Source organism: Bacillus sp. WC2507 (genome assembly GCF_052656125.1).
On record NZ_JBQXPN010000001.1, the window covers coordinates 4,095,968 to 4,114,868 of the forward strand.

Sequence of the window (18,901 nt, forward strand, 5' to 3'; positions counted from 1 at the left end):
TTACTGCCTGTTTTGAAGAAGATTAAAACTTGTTGTGCACTCTTATTATATCTCATACTACGCAACTTAATAGTTAAAAAAAATGGAAATCTACCCTATACCCTCCATCTTACATTTTGTATAATAAAAGGGAATTACTTAACAAGGAGGAAAATAATGACACAAAATATTACGCAAGGCGAGAGGATACACTCCATCGATATTATTAGAGGAATAGCTGTACTAGGTATTTTTCTTGTAAACTGGCCTGTTATCGCTGGGATTGACTCACGTGATCTTTCCGGAATTTATGAGGGGCTAGATAGCTATATCCGTCTGTTTTATGATATGTTTATTCAAACAAAGTTTTATACTATCTTTTCATTTTTATTTGGCCTAGGCTTTTACATTTTTATGACTCGTGCTGAAGCGAAAACAGATCGACCAAAAACTTTATTTGTTCGTCGCTTACTTATTTTATTATTATTTGGTTTCTTACATTACGTTCTTTTATGGGACGGAGACATTTTACATACGTATGCAATCGCTGGATTTTTCTTATTTTTATTTTATAAGAGAGAACCTCGCACAATTTTAATATGGGCCATCTTTTTATTAAGTATTTCTCAATTTCTTATGCTAATTGCTAGTATTGGTATTGCCTTCATGCCAAAGGAGGAACTTGGGTTATCCTTACCAATCATGCCACTTGAAGACTGGGTGTCACAAATACAAAATCGTTTCCATGCATTTTATGCTGATGGAATTGGACTAAACGTATTCATGCTCCCAGAAACGGTTGGGCTATTTTTACTTGGTTTATATGCCGGTAAAAAGGATATTTTCCGCCGTACGAAAGAGTTAGATCCAAAGCTTAAAAAATGGCAAATTATTATGTTCATTTTAACATTGCCAATGTGGTTCTTCATGGTCCGTTATTTCTTATCAAAACCATCTTATGAACCAATTTATATGCAGGCCTTTACAATGTTTAGCGGAAAGACATTATTCATCTTCTACATTTTCACGCTCATGCGTTTATTACAAAAAGAAAAATGGCAAACATTATTACGTCCATTCCAATACGTTGGTCGAATGGCGTTAACAAATTACATCTCACATACAATTGTTACGTTACTTGTATTCGGACTATTGTTCAAAAATAATTATCTTGCTCCATTATGGGTAGGACCACTATTCTGCATCGGTTTCTACACGTTGCAAATCTTTATTAGCCGCTGGTGGCTGTCACGTTATCAATACGGGCCACTTGAGTACATTTGGCGTCTTGGTACGTACGGGAAAATGATGCCACTTAAAAAGAAAAGCAAGGTCTCATAACGAGACCTTGCTTTTTACGCTTCTCTTACTGCACTTTGTATAGAAACTGGCTCTTCTTTTACTTTCGCTTTACGCTGCGGCACCATATTAAATACAATATTTAAAAGTACTGCTGACGCACTTCCAAGTACAATTCCGTTATCTGTTAAAATACGAATATTTTCAGGAAGTTGTGAGAATAAAGTAGGAACGACTGTAACTCCAAGCCCAATCCCAACAGAACATGCAACGATTAATAAATTTTCTTGTCTTCCAAAATCAACGCTACTTAACATTTTAATACCATATGCCATTACCATACCGAACATTGCTAACATTGCACCGCCAAGTACTGATTTCGGAATAATTGTTGTAATAGCTGCGATTTTAGGAATGAACCCAAGAACGATTAACATACCACCACAAGTATAAATAATAACGCGATTTCTTACTCCAGTTAATTGAACAAGTCCTACGTTTTGAGAGTATGTTGTATATGGGAACGCGTTAAAAATACCACCTAACACCATCGCCAATCCTTCTGCGCGATAGCCTTTTGTTAATTCTTTTTCACCGATCTTTTTATTGCAAATATCAGATAATGCAAAGTAAACACCTGTTGCTTCCACAATCCCTACGCAAGCAACTAAAATCATCGTAATAATTGGCGTCAATTCAAATGTTGGTGTACCGAAGTAAAATGGCTGAATACCATGGAACCAATCAGCCTCTCCAACCGCTTGCAAGCTTACTTTCCCCATAAATGCTGCAACGATTGTACCAAATAAAAGACCTAATAAAATAGAGATTGAACGGATAAATCCGTCAAAGAAACGATACATAATGATAATAAATAGTAACACACCAAATGCTAATGCTAAATTTTCAAGACTACCGAAATCCTTGCTTCCTACTCCTCCAGCCATATCATTAATTGCTGCTGGAACAAGTGTAACTCCAATTACAGTAACGACAGATCCTGTTACAACAGGTGGAAACAGTTTTACAAGCTTTCCAAATAATTTCGCAAAAATAACAACGAATAACCCGGCAGCAATAATCGCTCCATAAATAGAAGACACGCCGTATTGTTTCCCGATTGCGATCATCGGCCCAACCGCTGTAAATGTGCAACCAAGTACAACGGGAAGTCCAATACCGAAAAAGCGATTTGATAATGCTTGTAAAATCGTCGCAACGCCGCACATTAATAAATCAATCGAGACTAAATATGTTAACTCTTTTTGATTTAAACCAAGTCCGCCGCCCACAATAAGCGGAACGATAATTGCGCCAGCATACATAGCAAGCATATGCTGCATACCAAGCGATGCAATTTTAAATGGATGTTGCTTCATCGTTTATTTCACCTCCGCAGTTTCTTGCTGTACAAATGTAACTGTGCCGTTATCAAGTGATGCAATTTCTGCTAGTGACTCAACACGAACTCCTTGTTCACGAAGCTTCTTTCCTCCATCTTGAAATGCTTTTTCAATAACAATACCAATTCCTGCAATACTCGCTCCAGCTTGCTCTACTAAACTCATTAAACCTAAAGCAGCCTGACCGTTTGCTAAAAAGTCATCAATAATTAAAACACGGTCATTTTCATCGATATGATTTCGAGATAATGAAATTTCATTCGTTTCTTTTTTCGTAAATGAATATACGTTTGCAACGTACATATTATCTTGTAACGTTAACGATTTACGTTTTCTTGCAAAGATTACTTTTACACCAAGCTCTAATGCAGCCATAACTGCCGGTGCAATGCCTGAAGATTCAATCGTTACGATTTTTGTAATGTTCTCTTCTTTAAAACGTTTAGCAAATTCTTTTCCGATCTCTTGCATAAGTACTGGGTCAATTTGATGATTCAAAAATGCATCTACCTTTAATACGTCACCAGATAAAACCTTTCCTTCGTTCAAAATCTTTTCTTGTAATACTTTCATGTTTGTTCCCCCTCTTATGCAATAAAAAACTCCAAAAGCCGCCACCACTCGTTACAAGTGAGAGACGCGCTTTTGGAGTTTCGCAAAAAAGAATGCTAAACAAGCAAATATATTCGTCCTCACTCATAGTCAAAGTATTTACGGTACTTCGGTAGAAACTTGCAGGCCATATCCCCGCGATTATATGAGTGTAGCTAACTATTTATTTTATAGAAGGATTATAACGCACTTTTTATACTTTGAAAAGCATTTATCAAAAAAACACGTACAAAATTTTAAAAACCACTGTTTTCGTTCGAGTTTTGTAAACTCTTACATAACATTTCAAAGCGTCGTTAAAATAATCGGCCCCTCTTTTGTAATCGCAATTGTATGCTCATATTGAGCTGATAATTTCCCGTCCATCGTTCTCGCAGTCCATCCATTTAAATCTACTTTAGAATATCGCATACCTACATTTACAATTGGCTCAATCGTAATTACCATTCCTTCCTGTAATTCTGGACCTTGTCCTTGTTTGCCAAAATGAAAAATCGCTGGTTCTTCATGAATCTCTTTCCCAATCCCGTGCCCCGTAAAGTCTCTTGCGACAGAAAAACCTTCATTTGCTACATAACTTTCAATTGCATAGCCAATGTCTCCTACATGATTACCGATTATCGCCTGATCAATTCCTTTATATAAAGCATTCTCAGCTGCTAACAATAACCTTTTCGCTTCATCAGAAACACTTCCAACTATATACGTCCATGCAGAATCTGAGAGACCACCTTTTAAGTTTACTACCATGTCGATTTTCACAATATCTCCTTCCTGTAAAGGTGCATCACTAGGGAAACCGTGACACATTTCATCGTTTACAGATGCGCAGATTGCGTATGGATATCCGTTATAACCTTTCTGTTCAGATGTTGCACCATGCTTTTCTAAATATGCTTCAACAAACGTATCAATTTCTTTTGTCGTAATACCTGGCTTTATCATCTTCGCAATTTCTCTATGACATGAAGCAAGTAATTTTCCAGATTCGTGCATCAAATCTATTTCATTTTTCGTTTTAATTGTAATCATTCTACCTCTCCTTGCTAAACCTGCTATTTGCTACTAAAGTTCAATCATACACATCCTCTGTCAAAATTTCAAAACTCCCAATTACAACAAGTACAAAAATATGTATCCTATATTTCTAAATCAAAATAAAAAAACAGAAGCTCCCCTCTGTTTCTTAATCATTTTTACATATATAATTCATTTTCAAAAACTCAAAACAACTACCATTTGTTTTCTGTATATATGTTCCAATTGCTTCAAATCCTGCTCTTTTATACACTTTAATTGCTCTTTTATTAAATGTCGCTACTGATAGTGTTATATCATTGCACCCGTATTTTTCTTTACTAAAAGCTAGTCCGGCGTTTACGAACTGTAAACCAAATCCATTTCCGGTTATATCAGGTCTCATTCCAAGACCTATATCAACTGTTCCATTATTTATTTTACAAACAGTGAAGAACCCAATAAGAGTGCCATTTTCCTTCACAGAAAATGCATGATCTCCTCTACTCTCATCATGTAAAAATTCAGCTAAATCTTCTTCATCTGCCCCTATATCGTAAAAGGAATATCTCCCTTCATAATGCCAGTTATATGCAATTTCTTCTGCTTCTTCTTGCGTCATTACTGTATATGTATAATCCATTCTCCCATCCCCTTTAAAAAAGAGCTGCAATTAAGCAGCTCTTTTTTATAACTCATAGATTTCTTTATACTTCGCTTCTAAATAATCTGCTAAGTAGTTTGCGTTTAATCCTTCGCCTGTCACATCTTCTAAAATTTCAAGTGGCTTTTTCGTTTTACCGTATTGGTGAATATTTTCTGTTAACCATTCGCGAATTGGCGTTACGTTTCCTTCTTCTAATAATGCATCAAAGTTTGGAATGTCATTTAACATTCTTTGCTTAAATTGCGCTGCATACATGTAACCAAGCGCATAAGATGGGAAGTATCCAAATGAACCACCAGCCCAATGAACATCTTGCAATACACCTTGTGCATCGTTTTCCGGACGAATTCCTAAATATGCTTCCATCTTATCATTCCAAGCTGTTGGTAAATCCTTCACTTGTAATGTACCATCAAATAATTCTTTCTCAAGTTCATAACGAACCATGACGTGAAGCGGATATGTAAGCTCATCTGCTTCTATACGAATGAACGATGGCTTCGATTCGTTAATCGCATCATAAAACTCATCTACTGATATATCATTGAATTGACCATCGCTATACTCTTTTAATAAATCATAATTTTTCTTCCAGAATGATTTATTACGACCGATAAAGTTCTCGAAGAATAGTGATTGTGACTCATGAATACCCATAGATGTTCCACTACATAGCGGTGTACCTTCAAATTTTTCTGCAATATTTTGTTCGTATACTGCATGACCACATTCATGAATTGTTCCAAACACAGCCATGCGGAAATCTTTTTCATCATAGCGTGTCGTAATACGAACATCCCCTCTATTTAATGTAATCTCGAATGGATGTACCGTTTCATCAAGACGACCTGCTTCAAAGTCATAATTCAATTGCTTTAATAGCTCTAATGTAAAGTTTTTTTGTTTTTCTTTTGAAAAATGTTCTGATAAAGCACTTGTCTTTAATCTCTTTTGTGACTCCGATATTTCTTTTACGAGCGGAACGATACGTTCACGAAGTTGACCAAATACGTGATCTAACACTTCTACTGTAATACCTGGCTCATACATATCTAATAATGTATTATATTTATATGTTTCGTAACCCCAATATGTAATAAATTTCTTTTTGAATTCAACAATTTTTTCTAAGTATGGACGGAACATTTCGAAATCAGATTTTTCGCGAGCTTCTTCCCACACACTTTCTGCTTTCGCTTCTAATTTCACATATGCCTCGTATTCCGCTTGTGGAATTTTCTTATTTCTATCATATTCTTTACGACACTCTTCAACCATTTTCTTCGTCGTTTCAGATAGTTTATCTTCACTTATTAAAGCTTCAAGCTCTGTTAAATAGTTCCCCATCTCATCTGAAGTCGACATGGCAAACACTTCTGATGAAAGCATACCAATTACTTCCGAACGCTGGTCTACACCCTTTTTAGGCGCCCCTGTTCTCAAGTCCCAAAACATTAAGCTTAATGCTTCTCCGTAATTCTGTATTTTCTTCACATATGTTAAAAATTGTTTTTCTACTTCATATGTAGCTACTGTCATCGTATAAAAACCTCCCTTTTCTACCTCAAACTTAATTCGACATGGAAATCTAAATTCCTTTTATAATAGAAAAAAAGCTTGGCAAACGCCAAGCTTTTTCCTTATAATTCTTTACCTTCTACTGGTAGTACGTTTTTCACCGCTTCTACCACTTTCTCATCTTCTGTATCAGATAAGAAGATCGATATAGCACCTTTATCGTCGCTCGTACGGATTAAACGGCCAATCCCTTGACGAAGACGTAAAATCATATATGGTACATCTACATCCCAGAATGGGTCATTTACATGTTTACGCTTCGCTTCAAACACAGGATCGTTTGGAGGGAATGGTAATGACCAAATAATAACATGTGATAATGATGAACCAGGAATATCTAAACCTTCCCATAAATGTACGGCACAAAGCACAGTCTCTTCTTCATTTTGGAAACGAGAAACGAGCTGACTAATTTCTTGATCCCCTTCATATAAGAACGGAACTGACATTTGCTCTTTACTTACATATTCTTTAAACGCTGCAAGCTCTTGCGTTGTACGGAATAATACAAGCGTACGTCCATTTGTTTTCTGTATATTTTCAAGTGTATATTGACACTTTCTTTCCCATTCATTTTCTTTCGTATGTGATAGTAAGTTTACTGCCATTTGCTCTTCATAATCAAACGGTGAGGCAACTGAGAATGATAAGTAATCTTTTACCCCTAGGCTATTTGCTGTAAATGCGAATGAATCGTTATTAGATAGCGTAGCAGAAGAGAAAATATACGGGATTTTCTTCGAGAATACTTTCTCTTGTAACACTTCTTCAACTGCACGTGGCATGATCACTAACGTGAAGGCTCCATCACCTTCTTCACCCCACGTAATTACATTTTTCTCGTGCATGAACAGACGAAGTGAATGTTCTAACACATCTAAATGTTCATCAACGATATTTAAGTCATACGTGTTTACTGTATGCATTTCACTTTCAAATACTAATGCATCACCGACTTCACCAATTTTCGCATAAAGTCGCTTCGCTTCAGCTGTTACTTTTTCTGTCACAGTAATTTCTAAACGATCAGAACCGGCGATTTCCTTTTTATGTTCTTGTAAAACATCAAAGAATCGCTCTGTTTGCCAAATTGTTTCTTCTACTAAATGTGCGAACTCTTCACGAATATCGTTTTGCAACAATCTTGTTAACAGTTGCTCCATCATCGTTTGCTTTAAACGATACGTTAAAGCTTTTTGAGCTGCGTATTCTACAAGATGTCCTTCATCGAATACAACGCAGCTACTTTCTGGTAATAACGGAATTTGTCCTTCACGCTTACGAGCATCGTACGTCCAAATATGATCCATATAGAAATCTTGAGAACAAATAATTAAATCTGCTGCTTTACGATAATGCTCGCGAGAAAGCGTTTGACCACAACGATGACGAGAATCACAAGTGAAGCAATCTTGGAAGTAATCCCAATTTACTTTTGACCATTCCTCATCATTTAAAAGCGGAAATTCTTTTCTGTCACCGTAGTGAGTAAAGTTTTGCATCGTACCATGATCGAATACAAACTGCGGTAATTCATAATATACATCCTCAATTACTTCTGGAGCTCGTCCACTCATAACATCTTCAAGTTTACGTAAACATAAATAATTATCCATTGATTTCGCAAGTCTAACATCAACAGATAGTCCTAATGCTTCAGATAACTTAGCGATGTCCCCTTCTTCTTTCACAAGCTGCTCAATTAACGTTTCATCAGCACAAGCGATAATAGCTGGTTTTCCAGTATAACGTGCATAGCAAATTGCATATAGAAGATATACAATTGTTTTCCCTGTTCCTACACCCGCTTCTGCGAACATTACTTTCTTTTCTTGGAAAGCACGCTCTAATTGAAACGCCATAAAAATTTGTTCATCACGCTCTTCAAAGCCTTTTTCCGGAAGGATGTCGTAAAATACATCTCCAATCCATTCATTCAACTTATCATAAAAATTATCTTGTTTTCCTACTTCAAATGGTAATCTCTTCTCAGTAAACATCCTTAGCCTCCAACCAAAAAGTTTTTCTATAAAAAGATATAGTAACTGCTACTCATATGTGTGCAGCCACTTTCCCCTGTTGCCATACATAGAAATACACGAAAAAAAATTTTCCTTTCGAAAAAGGAAAATTTTCTTCTATATTAATGACTTTAAATACCGTTTATCAATCGCTGTTTCATGTGAAAGAGCTGACAAATATTCTTCTTGTGCTTTTTGTATTTCATCTGCAATCACACCTTGACTATCCACTTCTTTCCCGAGCTCATCATACGTACGGTGAATAGCTTTTTGAATCATTGATAATTGGAAACTATCCATATCAGTTCCTCCTTTACGCATTACATAATAGCCAGTATATGCGCGCTGGAGGAGTTTTATACTATGAATTACGCGGTGGACGTTTTCCGAAGTATTGGTAGTAATCTGTACGGATAAATCCGTTAAACAGTTTACGTTTCTTTGATGCATCTTTTCCGTAGCACTTCTCAAATGCTTCGTAACTTGTTAATACATACGCTGACCATGTGTCTAATGGACGGAATACTTGTCCCATTTCTTTGTACAATTGTTCAACAAGCGCTTTTTCACTTAAACGTTCTCCGTATGGAGGATTCGTTACAACATAGCCATAATCCTCTTTTGTCGTGAAATCTTTTACTTGCATTTGTTTAAATGTAATTAAATCACCTAAACCTACTTCTTCTGCATTATCTTGAGCAACTCGAATCATACGATGATCAATATCTGATCCGATGATTTGCAGTGGTTGATTATAGTTCGCTAAATCTTCAGCTTCTTGACGAGCTTCACGCCAGTTTTGTTTACCGATCCAGCCCCACTCATCTGATGCGAAGCCACGGTTAAATCCTGGTGCGATATTTTGTCCTATTAATGCTGCTTCAATCGGAATTGTACCTGATCCACAGAAAGGATCCACGAAAGGACGATCTGGCTTCCAGTTTGTTAATTTAATTAAAGACGCAGCTAATGTTTCTTTTAAAGGAGCTTCCCCTTGATCCATGCGGTATCCACGTTTATGAAGCCCAACACCACTCGCATCAATTGTTAATGTTGCAATATCCTTGAGCATTGCAATCTCAATACGGAATAACGGACCATCTTCTTCAAACCAAGTTGTACGTTTATATGTTGTTTTTAATTTTTCAACGACAGCTTTTTTAACGATACGTTGGCAATCCGAAACACTGAACAACTCAGATTTTAATGATTTACCGATTACAGGGAACTCTCCATTCTCTGGAATATAGTCTCCCCAGTTTAATGCTTTCGTTTTTTCAAACAGCTCATCAAATGTTGTCGCTTTGAATTCGCCAACTTTAATTTTCACACGGTCCGCAGTACGTAACCATAAGTTCGTGCGACAAATCGCCTTTTCATCTGCTTCAAATGTTACTTTGCTGTTTTCCACTTGGCATTCATAACCAAGATCACGAACTTCTCGAGCAACTAATGCTTCAATACCCATGGCCGCTGTTGCGATTAAAGTAACTTTTCCCATTTGCATTCACCTCTTATGTATAGTCAAACAATAATTAACAGCAATTTGTCCTATTAATTATTACATTTTACGAAGAATTTTCTCATTAACCATTTTAACTCATAATTTATAACTTCATACAAATAAAAAGCCCTCCTCTAACAAAGGAGAGCTGAGTTATTTCATAGTTGGTTCATAACGTTCTGTAAGCCATGTTCTGTTCCTTTGTACTGCAAACGGCCCACGCCTCGTACTCCGGTGGCAATCATCTATCTACAGGTTATACAACCTGTCCTTTCCCATCGTTCATTTCCTTGGAAAAGATTCCCCTACCATTATTTGGGTTTCTCGCTCGTGGGGTTTACCTCGTTCCACTCCTATCATTTCTTCAAGGACTTCGTCACTGTGGCACTTTAAAGGTAGTCAAACCATATCCGAAAGGACTTAGGTTTTTTCCCTGCCGTTAAACCAGCCTTACAGCCAGAATACCCTAGCTTATGAATTGGCTAGGCACGAACACTACAGCCATCTCAGGCCGTGCGAGCATGGACTTTCCTCTACAACGTTGGCGTTGCAGCGATTACCCAAACGTTATGACATCCATTAGTATAGTGGAAACAAAAAGATTTTGCAATGTTTTTTTCTATGTAAAATGCTTTAACCTTTTTACCACCAGAAATTATTCGTATAACTTACTTCCAAATACAGCTTTTTCTAAATTAGATAGACGTTTTAAAATGTCCGTATTCGTGTTGTTATATACAGGTTGTGCAACTGGTGTTTGTACAACTGGTTGTTGTGGCACTTGCGTTGCTACTAATTTTTGTTCCTCTAATTCACGCTTTAAACGAGCATTTTGTTGCTTTAATTGATCAAACTCCTTGTGGAAAGCTTCATAGTCTTTAATGATCATATCAAGAAACTTGTCTACTTCTTCTTGTTGATAGCCTCTCATGCCTGTTTTAAATTCTTTTTCTAAAATATCTTTCGCTGTTAATTTAATTTTATCCGAAATCATTTTCTTCACCTCAAATTTTTGCCAAAGCTTTCATTACCTAAATTTTTTCAGAAACAATGCTTTTTGTCAATCAAATATACGAGTACTATATTACATATTACTCTGCATTATTCCACTGTTCCTCTTCCATTATATCTTGTAAATCAGAAAAAAGAATGAAATAACTGTGATAATTTTCTATTTCTCCTTTTTTCTTAGCTGCTTCTACAATATATTTAGGGCTTCCAGGCTTTTCTTCATCATATACAGCTAAAAGTGCATCGCTTTTTTCAATAAAAAATTGATTCTTTAATTTAAATTGCTCTGGACTTTCATACTTCCGTTTCGTAATACTATCAATGTGATCTGCTTGCGAAAGAATAAATTCGTAATATTCACGGTTATCTTCCTTCCAATTTTCTTCTTGTTCTAAAAAAGGAGTAAATACCGCTAATTTTAAATCTGGATATTCTACTTGAATCTCAAAAACAACTTCAGCAGCCCATAATTCGACTCCTAACTGTCCGCTTATAATCACCCACTCCAAACCATCTTCTACAAAAGCAGTTAATTTACGACGCAGCGCCTTTTTTATACATTCTACTCCTGGATGATCATTTTTAAATATGCCAAGTTCAAATGGCTTATATCCTGTTACAGCAACAACTTTCATATCTACACCTCAACTACAAAAAAAGAACTAGCATTTCGCTAGTTCTAACATATCATTTACTTTTTAAATATTCCACCAACGTTTGGTCCAATATTCGGACCTACTGGTGATACATTGTTTGGTAAAAATGGTGATACATTTGGTCCTGGTCCAAATGGTGACACGTTTGGTCCTGGTCCAAATGGAGATACTTGATGTCCAAAATGTCCATGATGTCCATGATGTCCATGACCACATGGTCCACATCCGCCGCCAAATCCTGGGTCAACTGGATCTACAACATTTACATTTGAGTTTGTTTGTGGGAAGAAGTTTTGGTTTTTAATTTGTTGATGATGTACATGTGTTGTATGTGTTGGGAAAATGTGTGGCACCACCGTTGTTGAAAAAGAATGTGTTACACACTGTTTCGTCGGATGAATGACAGGAGCAGTTGTACAGATAGGTCCTACAGGCTTATGCCCTCCAAAACAAGGATGACAATGATGCATAGTTTTTTCTCTCCTCTCTCGTTAAAAAAATCTGACTACACTTTACAATATGAGAAAAGAGGGAAAGCCGTTTGTTATATATACCCATTTATTACAAGGAAATTTGTCTAGCCTTCTGCTTTATACGTAATGCTTTTTATAGACAACCCCCTATGATTACTTACCAAAAAAACCTCCAACTTGCTTTACAATACCTGTCACTTGGTTCATCGCATTCATCATTTGTCCAGCTGTATTCATCATTTTATTTACATCATAGTTACCATCTGAGTTTTTAAATTGGGAAACAAAACTAGAAAATTGACTCGGTTGCTGTTGTTGTTTTTGTTTATTCTGCGTCGGGTACGGTTGTTTTGGTGGATAAAACATCGCTTGTTGATTTCCATAGGGAGATGGTGGTGGCATATAGTATTGTGAATTCATATAAAGTTGCTGTTGTTGATCCATATAGGGCTGCTGTTGTTGATTCATATAAGGTTGTTGCTGTTGATTCATAAACGACACTTCAAATGGCTGGTAATAATTTTGATTTCCATAATGAGGCTCGAAAGGATACATATTATACCGTAAATATGTATCCGTATTATATTGGTACATATTTTGCTGTGTATATGGATTAGCTTGCTGATATACGTTTGATTGTTGAAACATGCATTCTCTCCTCCTTCACATAAGTTTCTACATATATAATATGTACCAGTAAAATAATATGTGTGACGGAGTATCTGTCTATTTTTGTCGGAAGTTTAAATTTTTAAAAAATTAAAAAAGAAAACCCTTCCATGCTATGATAATGAAGAAGAAGATTCTCATGGGGAGGAATCAACATGGTATTAGGGGATTTAAAACAAGCGTTTTCTCAAAAAAAGGGGTATTACACAGAAAATGTAAATGAATTGTTAGACTTTGCGAGACATTGGTATCTCGAAGGAAAAATAGGCATTTCAGATTACCGAATATTAATAAGAGAATTAGAAATAAACGGTGCAACAAAACCTTCAACAATGACAGAAGCATAAAAAAAACAAGAGGGTTTCCCCTCTTGTTACTTACATTGCTCAATTATATTTTGCAAAGTATACGAAATGGCTTGGTGTGTTTCAAAGAATCGCTTACCTTTGCCTTTATTTACAAAACATTGCAATACATTTGTTTGTAAATTATCGTACACTTGATCAATTTGCTGTACATGTATATACTTCGGGTTTTCTTCCTTAATCCATTTATAAGCTAATTCTTTCCACACTTTTAATTCCTCATCTACCATATCTACAAATGGTTTCATATCCTTATAAAAATCGTATTCAATCATTTCTCTTTTTTTCACATTCGCTTCATTATTATACTGCATGAGTTTTTCCGAAGATTGTATTAATGCTTCATACTTCATTTTATTCCCACCTTATTATGCACTCACTACGACGTTTTGAAATGCCTTCACCCAATTCCCTTTTTCTTCGTGATGCACTAATTTATTTTCCATATGCTCAATATGCATTTCTGTTATTTCTATCTTATTACATATTTTTTCACTCTTATCCTTCAATGCATGATTCATTCTAACCCCTATATTCATTTCCAGCAAATCGAGAGAACTTAACATTTGATCCATTGTTTTCATTACATCTTCCTTCTGAACCATCGCCATATACAAAACGCCTCCTTCTTTGCTTTTCCTTTGTCATGTAATTTCGCCGAATGATTTCTCACTCCTGCCCACATGACAAAACTAGTTGTTATTCGTCAAAGAAATCATTTTGTATGTGATTTATAGAAATGGTAACAATACAAAAAGGAGGTGTATGAAAATGGCAAAGAATAAAAACGAAAAAAAGAAAAAACAAAACAAACAAAATAAACCCGAGACTGGCAATCCAAAGTTAGATGGTCCAAACTTCCCTGCTACATAAAGTGAAACTTTAATCAGTGGGGTTTTGTTCATTCCCCACTGATTATTAGCCTTCACCAATCGGGCTTTTACGGGCAGCCCGACCCCCGTCTCAAAATTCTTTACTTTCGCTGAATTTTGAGACGGGGTCTTCTGCCCGTTAATGCGGGATAAAATGCAATTTTAGTACTTTTACAAAATGCTCATTTCTGAAGCATCCTTAATCTCTTATATTCATTAAGTTTTGAGATTGAATTTTTCGCACACATGGCAGAATTACTTCACATTAAGAAGTCCCGTCTTCATTTATGAAGACGGGACTTCTTTTTTATTATATCACGAACTCATCTATCCTTTTAACAAAACGATTTACGATAGAAGCAGCGTAGATCTGCTCCCTCTTTCTTTTATACCATTCTGTTATATCAACTTCACCCTTATACTTTTTCAGTAAAAACAGCTCATTTATTTCCGTATCCCTACAAAACCAATCTCTCATACTTATTTCCTTATGTGCAACAACAGGATAAACCTCTCTAAGGGCTGGCGTACAAGATTTTCTAGCTTCTCTTACATAATGTTCATAATCTTCCCTTGATCCTGTGTGTATAGTTTGCAATGCAAACCTATGGAATAAACTTTTATAATTTGGATGAAACAGTAACTCCGCTAATTTCTTCCCTAACTCTATACGCTTTTGTAACGTTTCAAATTGATAAACGGAAAAACCATACATATTCCCTTCAACGGTTGGAAAAATAACGGCACTAATATGAAGCATTTCTTGTAATTTAAAAAGTGCCGTTTGGAATACATGTTTTTTAAAATATGTATTCTCAATAATTGGTTTTTGAATTTTATTTTGCTCATTTATAATAAGCGCTGTCATGAGCCTATTTATATCTTTTTTCTCCCAAAAATATATCCATTCTTTTTCCATAAAAATTGATACGTTGAAATATTGTAACAAATAGAATAGTGGTATCTGCCTCCTCTTACTTTCTTCGTATAACAACAGCTGAGGAAATGCATCTAAAAAAATAATCCAATTAGCTTCTTCATACGTCAAAAATAAATGTTGTTTTACTGTTTGAGGTAAAACAGTAGCATAATACCTCCCCTTTAAATCAGTCATATTCCATCCCGCATTTCTCGAAACCATACTCGCTAAAAAAGCCCACCTAATTTCACTATTTCTTACATAATATTCTTGATAAGACTGTGTACGAGAAACGTTGTCCATATTAGCTATTTCCATTTCCCTCTTAATGTTGGAAACGATTGTTTTTTCTTCTTCTGTACAAATCATATTTTTACGATTTTGTGTAATTTTTTCATAATCATTCCATGTAAACATGAATAAGTCATCATACCTTTCTTCAAAAAGGTCACATCTTTTTTCATTTTTTGTTATAATCACCTTTGTAAGTAATTCTTAGCAAGTTGGGAGTGGACACACTATGACCATTCGTTACCCAAATGGAAAACGGTACAATCAAGCTTCACAACCTCAAAAAACACCAATTAAAAAACATACTTATAGTAATAGAGGTATGTCCCTTGAAGAGGAATTGAATGAAACAAATGAATATTACTTAACCCATAATATTGCATGTGTACATAAAAAACCTACACCTCTTCAAATTGTAAAAGTAGATTACCCCGCTCGAAGTGCTGCAGTGGTAAAAGAAGCGTATTTTAAACAACCTTCTACAACAGATTACAACGGTGTATATAAAGGGAAATACATCGATTTTGAAGCGAAAGAAACAAAAAATAAAACCAGCTTTCCACTTCAAAACTTCCACCTTCATCAAATTGAACATATGAAGCAAGTAATCGCTCATAATGGAATTGCATTTGTTATTATTAAATTTACACTTTTTGATGAACTTTATTTATTAGATGCAAAACATATTATTGCATTTTGGAATCGACAAAATACTGGTGGACGGAAATCGATTACGAAAGAAGAAATAGAAGAGCATGGATCTTTATTATCATGCGGTTATCACCCTCGGATTGATTATATCCGTGTACTAGACACGGTTTATTTTTCGTGATAGAGTCATCACTAAGGCTCTTTTTTCGACTTTTGGGGAGAGAATGAAAGGTAGGAGAAAGTATAATGTCAGATAATTATCGTTCTCGTACAGAACGAAATCATGTAAAAAATCAAAAGCAAGAAACAAATAAAGAAAAAAAACCAAAGAAAAAAGGCTCCTTTTTTAAAAAATTCCTTATAGGTTGTCTACTTCTTGGTATCGTTGGTCTTGTAGCTGGCGTTTCCGCTTTCTTTGTTATGGTGAAGGATGCTCCAAAATTAGACAAATCAAAACTTGTCAATCCTTTATCAACAAAGTTTCTTGATAAGAATGGGAACTTTTTCTATGAATACGGTGCTGAAAAACGAACCCACGTCACTTATGATCAAATTCCAAAAGTAGTTGAAAATGCATTCCTTGCAACTGAGGATTCACGTTTCTATGATCATAATGGAATTGATTTTAAACGAACTACAAAAGCAGTTATGGAAAATGTCACTGGAGGATTCGGATCTCAAGGTGGTAGTACGATTACACAACAAGTAGTCAAAAACTATTTTCTAACGATGGACAAAACTGCTAAGAGAAAAGTACAAGAATGGTACTTATCTTACAAATTAGAGCAACAATACTCTAAACATGAGATTTTAGAAATGTACTTAAATAAGATTAATTTAGGTAACCGTTCATACGGTATTGCGACAGCAGCGCAAAAATATTATGGTAAAGATTTAAAAGACTTGCAATTACATGAAGCTGCTATGCTCGCTGGTTTACCCCAAGGTCCAAACATTTATGATCCAACAAAAAAGGAAAATGTTGAACGAGCAACAAATCGTCGTAATGTCGTATTATCATTAATGAATCGACATGGTTATATAACAAAAGAAGAAATGAATAACGCCGTTAAGATCCCAGTAACAGAGGGTCTTCAACCGTCTTCAGAAATAACTGAAATGAAGTATCAAGCATTTTTAGATGCTGTTGTAAAGGAAGTTGAAAAGGAATATCCGGATATAAATATCGGTTCAGACGGTTTAACAATTCAGACAACACTTGATCAAGATGCTCAAGATTACGCTGATAAAATTATGGATGGGAACCTTATTAAGTATCCGAATGATCAATTCCAAGGATCATTCGTATTTATGGATACACAGTCTGGAGAAGTTAGAGCAATTGGAGCTGGGCGTAAAGAAAGTAAGTCTACTTTCAAAGGTCATAATATGGCCATTGATTTAAAACGCCAAGTTGGTTCAACAATGAAACCAATTTTCGACTACGGTCCAGCAATTGAGAATTTACAATGGTCTACATACCATCAATTAAATGACTCAGAGTATACGTATTCCAATGGTAAAAAAATACGAAATGCAACAAATAGTTACAAGGGTGACGTTTCACTACGTGAAGCACTGAAAAAATCATTAAACATCCCGGCTTTAAAGACAGCCCAAGCGGTTGGCCTTCCTAAGTCACAAGCGTTTGCTGAAGGCTTAGGCATGACATTTAAAGACGGAAAAACATATGAATCAACAGCAATTGGTAGTAACGATAGTTCTCCATTACAAGTAGCTGGGGCGTATGCCGCATTTGGTAATGACGGTGTGTATAACAAGCCTCACTTCGTAAAAGAAGTCATCTTCCCAGACGGGAAAAAGAAAAACTTTAAACCGAAAGAACAACGTGCAATGCACGACTATACAGCTTACATGGTGACTGACGTTCTTCGTGACGTAGTAAAACCTGGTTCTGGTGGTACAGGTCCTACAGCATACGTTTCAGGTATAGACGTAGCTGGTAAAACAGGAACACAAAACTTTGATGAAGACGTTATAAAAAAATATGGTATTCCAGCTGATGCAAACAGAGATAGTTGGTTCGCTGGCTATTCACCGCAATATACAATGGCTGTTTGGACGGGTTACGAAAAGGATAGTCCAGAAAATTACATTGGTGATCGCTCTACTAGAATTGCGCAACAAATGTTCCAAGTAATGATGAGCAAATTCGCTACAGATAAATCACGTTTTGAACGTCCTTCTTCTGTACAAGAATTAAATGGTGAATTGTACGTAAAAGGTGCTAAGAAAGATGCAGTGAAACAAATTAAAGTAGATGCACCTAGTGGTCTTAATGTTACTTTCGATGGTGCTAGCACAGTTACACTAAACTGGTCTGGACCAGCAGAAGTTGATGCGTATGCAGCAAGCTATAAAGCGACTGACGGTTCGAGTGGTAGCTTATCAATAAGTGGTACGACAGCTACTCTTGGTGGTATTAAACCAGGCGTTACTTACAGCTTCTCTGTAGTAGCGAAAAAAGGTACAGGAACAAGCCCAGCAGTTGGAGCATCCTTCACTGCGCCTGGCGGAACTCCAGACCCGAAAAAAGCTGAAGATGACGCTAAGAAGAAGGCTGACGAAGAAGCTCAGAAAAAAGCTGCTGAAGACGCACAGAAAAAGGCTAATGAAGATAAACTAAAACAAGAAGAAGCTCAGAAAAAAGCTGCTGAAGAGCAGCGTAAACAACAAGAGCAACAAGAACAACAGCGTAAACAGCAAGAAGAAGCTCAAAAGAAAGCTGAAGAAGAAGCTAGAAAAAAAGCTGAAGAAGAAGCTAAGAAAAAGGCTGAAGAAGAAGCCAAGAAAAAGGCTGAAGAAGAACACAAACAACAAGAACAACAACAGGATACTGGAGGAGATACTACTCCTCACGCAGACGGGAATGTTATTGCAACAGAGTCTTAAT

General features: G+C 36.0%; 20 protein-coding genes, 1 other RNA gene and 1 riboswitch. Of the genes, 5 read left to right on the forward strand and 16 right to left on the reverse strand.

What is annotated here, in order from left to right; genetic code table 11:
- The first annotated feature begins 156 nt into the window (after window positions 1–156).
- Window positions 157–1,320 (forward strand): DUF418 domain-containing protein, encoded by a 1,164-nt coding sequence (locus tag ACUN28_RS21535; RefSeq protein WP_016088587.1) that lies wholly within the window; start codon window positions 157–159, stop codon window positions 1,318–1,320.
- 14 nt (window positions 1,321–1,334) lie between these two features.
- Here the strand turns inward: ACUN28_RS21535 and pbuX are convergent, their stop codons facing one another.
- The 13 genes from pbuX to ACUN28_RS21600 form a co-directional block, all read right to left on the reverse strand.
- Window positions 1,335–2,657, reverse strand: coding sequence for a xanthine permease PbuX (gene pbuX / locus ACUN28_RS21540; RefSeq protein ID WP_016088588.1), 1,323 nt, complete (start codon window positions 2,655–2,657; stop codon window positions 1,335–1,337).
- A 3-nt stretch (window positions 2,658–2,660) separates the two neighbouring features.
- Window positions 2,661–3,254: a xanthine phosphoribosyltransferase gene (locus ACUN28_RS21545; protein WP_016088589.1), complete on the reverse strand. Its 594-nt coding sequence runs from the start codon at window positions 3,252–3,254 to the stop codon at window positions 2,661–2,663.
- Window positions 3,255–3,360: 106 nt separating this feature from the next.
- Window positions 3,361–3,462, reverse strand: a riboswitch (purine riboswitch).
- Between the two features lie 116 nt (window positions 3,463–3,578).
- The gene (locus ACUN28_RS21550) at window positions 3,579–4,325 is read right to left on the reverse strand and encodes a type I methionyl aminopeptidase (RefSeq protein ID WP_016088590.1); all 747 of its coding nucleotides are present in this window, start codon (window positions 4,323–4,325) and stop codon (window positions 3,579–3,581) included.
- 154 nt (window positions 4,326–4,479) lie between these two features.
- Complete coding sequence (locus ACUN28_RS21555; protein WP_033660050.1) at window positions 4,480–4,953, reverse strand: GNAT family N-acetyltransferase; 474 nt, start codon at window positions 4,951–4,953, stop codon at window positions 4,480–4,482.
- A gap of 45 nt (window positions 4,954–4,998) precedes the next feature.
- Complete coding sequence (gene ypwA / locus ACUN28_RS21560; RefSeq protein ID WP_016088592.1) at window positions 4,999–6,516, reverse strand: carboxypeptidase; 1,518 nt, start codon at window positions 6,514–6,516, stop codon at window positions 4,999–5,001.
- Window positions 6,517–6,617: 101 nt separating this feature from the next.
- Window positions 6,618–8,555, reverse strand: coding sequence for an ATP-dependent DNA helicase (locus tag ACUN28_RS21565; protein ID WP_016088593.1), 1,938 nt, complete (start codon window positions 8,553–8,555; stop codon window positions 6,618–6,620).
- Window positions 8,556–8,693: 138 nt separating this feature from the next.
- Window positions 8,694–8,876 carry a DUF3921 domain-containing protein gene (locus ACUN28_RS21570; RefSeq protein WP_016088594.1) on the reverse strand — a complete coding sequence of 61 codons (183 nt, stop codon included), beginning with the start codon at window positions 8,874–8,876 and terminating at the stop codon, window positions 8,694–8,696.
- Window positions 8,877–8,937: 61 nt separating this feature from the next.
- Window positions 8,938–10,077 carry a THUMP domain-containing class I SAM-dependent RNA methyltransferase gene (locus ACUN28_RS21575; protein WP_000521222.1) on the reverse strand — a complete coding sequence of 380 codons (1,140 nt, stop codon included), beginning with the start codon at window positions 10,075–10,077 and terminating at the stop codon, window positions 8,938–8,940.
- 180 nt (window positions 10,078–10,257) lie between these two features.
- Window positions 10,258–10,648: RNase P RNA component class B (gene rnpB / locus ACUN28_RS21580), an RNA gene on the reverse strand.
- Window positions 10,649–10,735: 87 nt separating this feature from the next.
- Window positions 10,736–11,074 carry a cell division regulator GpsB gene (gene gpsB / locus ACUN28_RS21585; protein WP_000622425.1) on the reverse strand — a complete coding sequence of 113 codons (339 nt, stop codon included), beginning with the start codon at window positions 11,072–11,074 and terminating at the stop codon, window positions 10,736–10,738.
- Window positions 11,075–11,171: 97 nt separating this feature from the next.
- On the reverse strand, window positions 11,172–11,726 hold the full coding sequence (locus ACUN28_RS21590; protein WP_016088607.1) for a DUF1273 domain-containing protein: 555 nt from the start codon (window positions 11,724–11,726) through the stop codon (window positions 11,172–11,174).
- 56 nt (window positions 11,727–11,782) lie between these two features.
- Window positions 11,783–12,217 carry a CotD family spore coat protein gene (locus ACUN28_RS21595; protein WP_016134022.1) on the reverse strand — a complete coding sequence of 145 codons (435 nt, stop codon included), beginning with the start codon at window positions 12,215–12,217 and terminating at the stop codon, window positions 11,783–11,785.
- A 156-nt stretch (window positions 12,218–12,373) separates the two neighbouring features.
- Window positions 12,374–12,868, reverse strand: a complete 495-nt coding sequence (locus ACUN28_RS21600) for a YppG family protein (RefSeq protein ID WP_445423418.1) — start codon at window positions 12,866–12,868, stop codon at window positions 12,374–12,376.
- Window positions 12,869–13,044: 176 nt separating this feature from the next.
- Here ACUN28_RS21600 and ACUN28_RS21605 point away from each other — a divergent pair, with 176 nt between their 5' ends.
- Window positions 13,045–13,236, forward strand: coding sequence for a YppF family protein (locus ACUN28_RS21605; RefSeq protein ID WP_016088610.1), 192 nt, complete (start codon window positions 13,045–13,047; stop codon window positions 13,234–13,236).
- Window positions 13,237–13,262: 26 nt separating this feature from the next.
- Here the strand turns inward: ACUN28_RS21605 and ACUN28_RS21610 are convergent, their stop codons facing one another.
- Together ACUN28_RS21610 and ACUN28_RS21615 are read right to left on the reverse strand one after the other, a co-directional pair.
- Window positions 13,263–13,607, reverse strand: a complete 345-nt coding sequence (locus ACUN28_RS21610; RefSeq protein ID WP_016088611.1) for a YppE family protein — start codon at window positions 13,605–13,607, stop codon at window positions 13,263–13,265.
- 15 nt (window positions 13,608–13,622) lie between these two features.
- The gene (locus ACUN28_RS21615) at window positions 13,623–13,865 is read right to left on the reverse strand and encodes a hypothetical protein (protein WP_016088612.1); all 243 of its coding nucleotides are present in this window, start codon (window positions 13,863–13,865) and stop codon (window positions 13,623–13,625) included.
- Between the two features lie 85 nt (window positions 13,866–13,950).
- Here ACUN28_RS21615 and ACUN28_RS21620 point away from each other — a divergent pair, with 85 nt between their 5' ends.
- Window positions 13,951–14,127 carry a hypothetical protein gene (locus ACUN28_RS21620; RefSeq protein ID WP_001982922.1) on the forward strand — a complete coding sequence of 59 codons (177 nt, stop codon included), beginning with the start codon at window positions 13,951–13,953 and terminating at the stop codon, window positions 14,125–14,127.
- A 309-nt stretch (window positions 14,128–14,436) separates the two neighbouring features.
- Here ACUN28_RS21620 and ACUN28_RS21625 read toward each other — a convergent pair whose 3' ends face one another.
- Window positions 14,437–15,462 (reverse strand): DUF2515 domain-containing protein, encoded by a 1,026-nt coding sequence (locus ACUN28_RS21625; RefSeq protein ID WP_016088613.1) that lies wholly within the window; start codon window positions 15,460–15,462, stop codon window positions 14,437–14,439.
- A gap of 103 nt (window positions 15,463–15,565) precedes the next feature.
- Here ACUN28_RS21625 and recU point away from each other — a divergent pair, with 103 nt between their 5' ends.
- A complete protein-coding gene (recU, locus tag ACUN28_RS21630; RefSeq protein ID WP_016088614.1) occupies window positions 15,566–16,168 on the forward strand; it encodes a Holliday junction resolvase RecU in 603 nt (200 codons plus the stop codon).
- 65 nt (window positions 16,169–16,233) lie between these two features.
- Window positions 16,234–18,900 (forward strand): PBP1A family penicillin-binding protein, encoded by a 2,667-nt coding sequence (locus ACUN28_RS21635; protein WP_016088615.1) that lies wholly within the window; start codon window positions 16,234–16,236, stop codon window positions 18,898–18,900.
- Window position 18,901 lies beyond the last annotated feature (1 nt).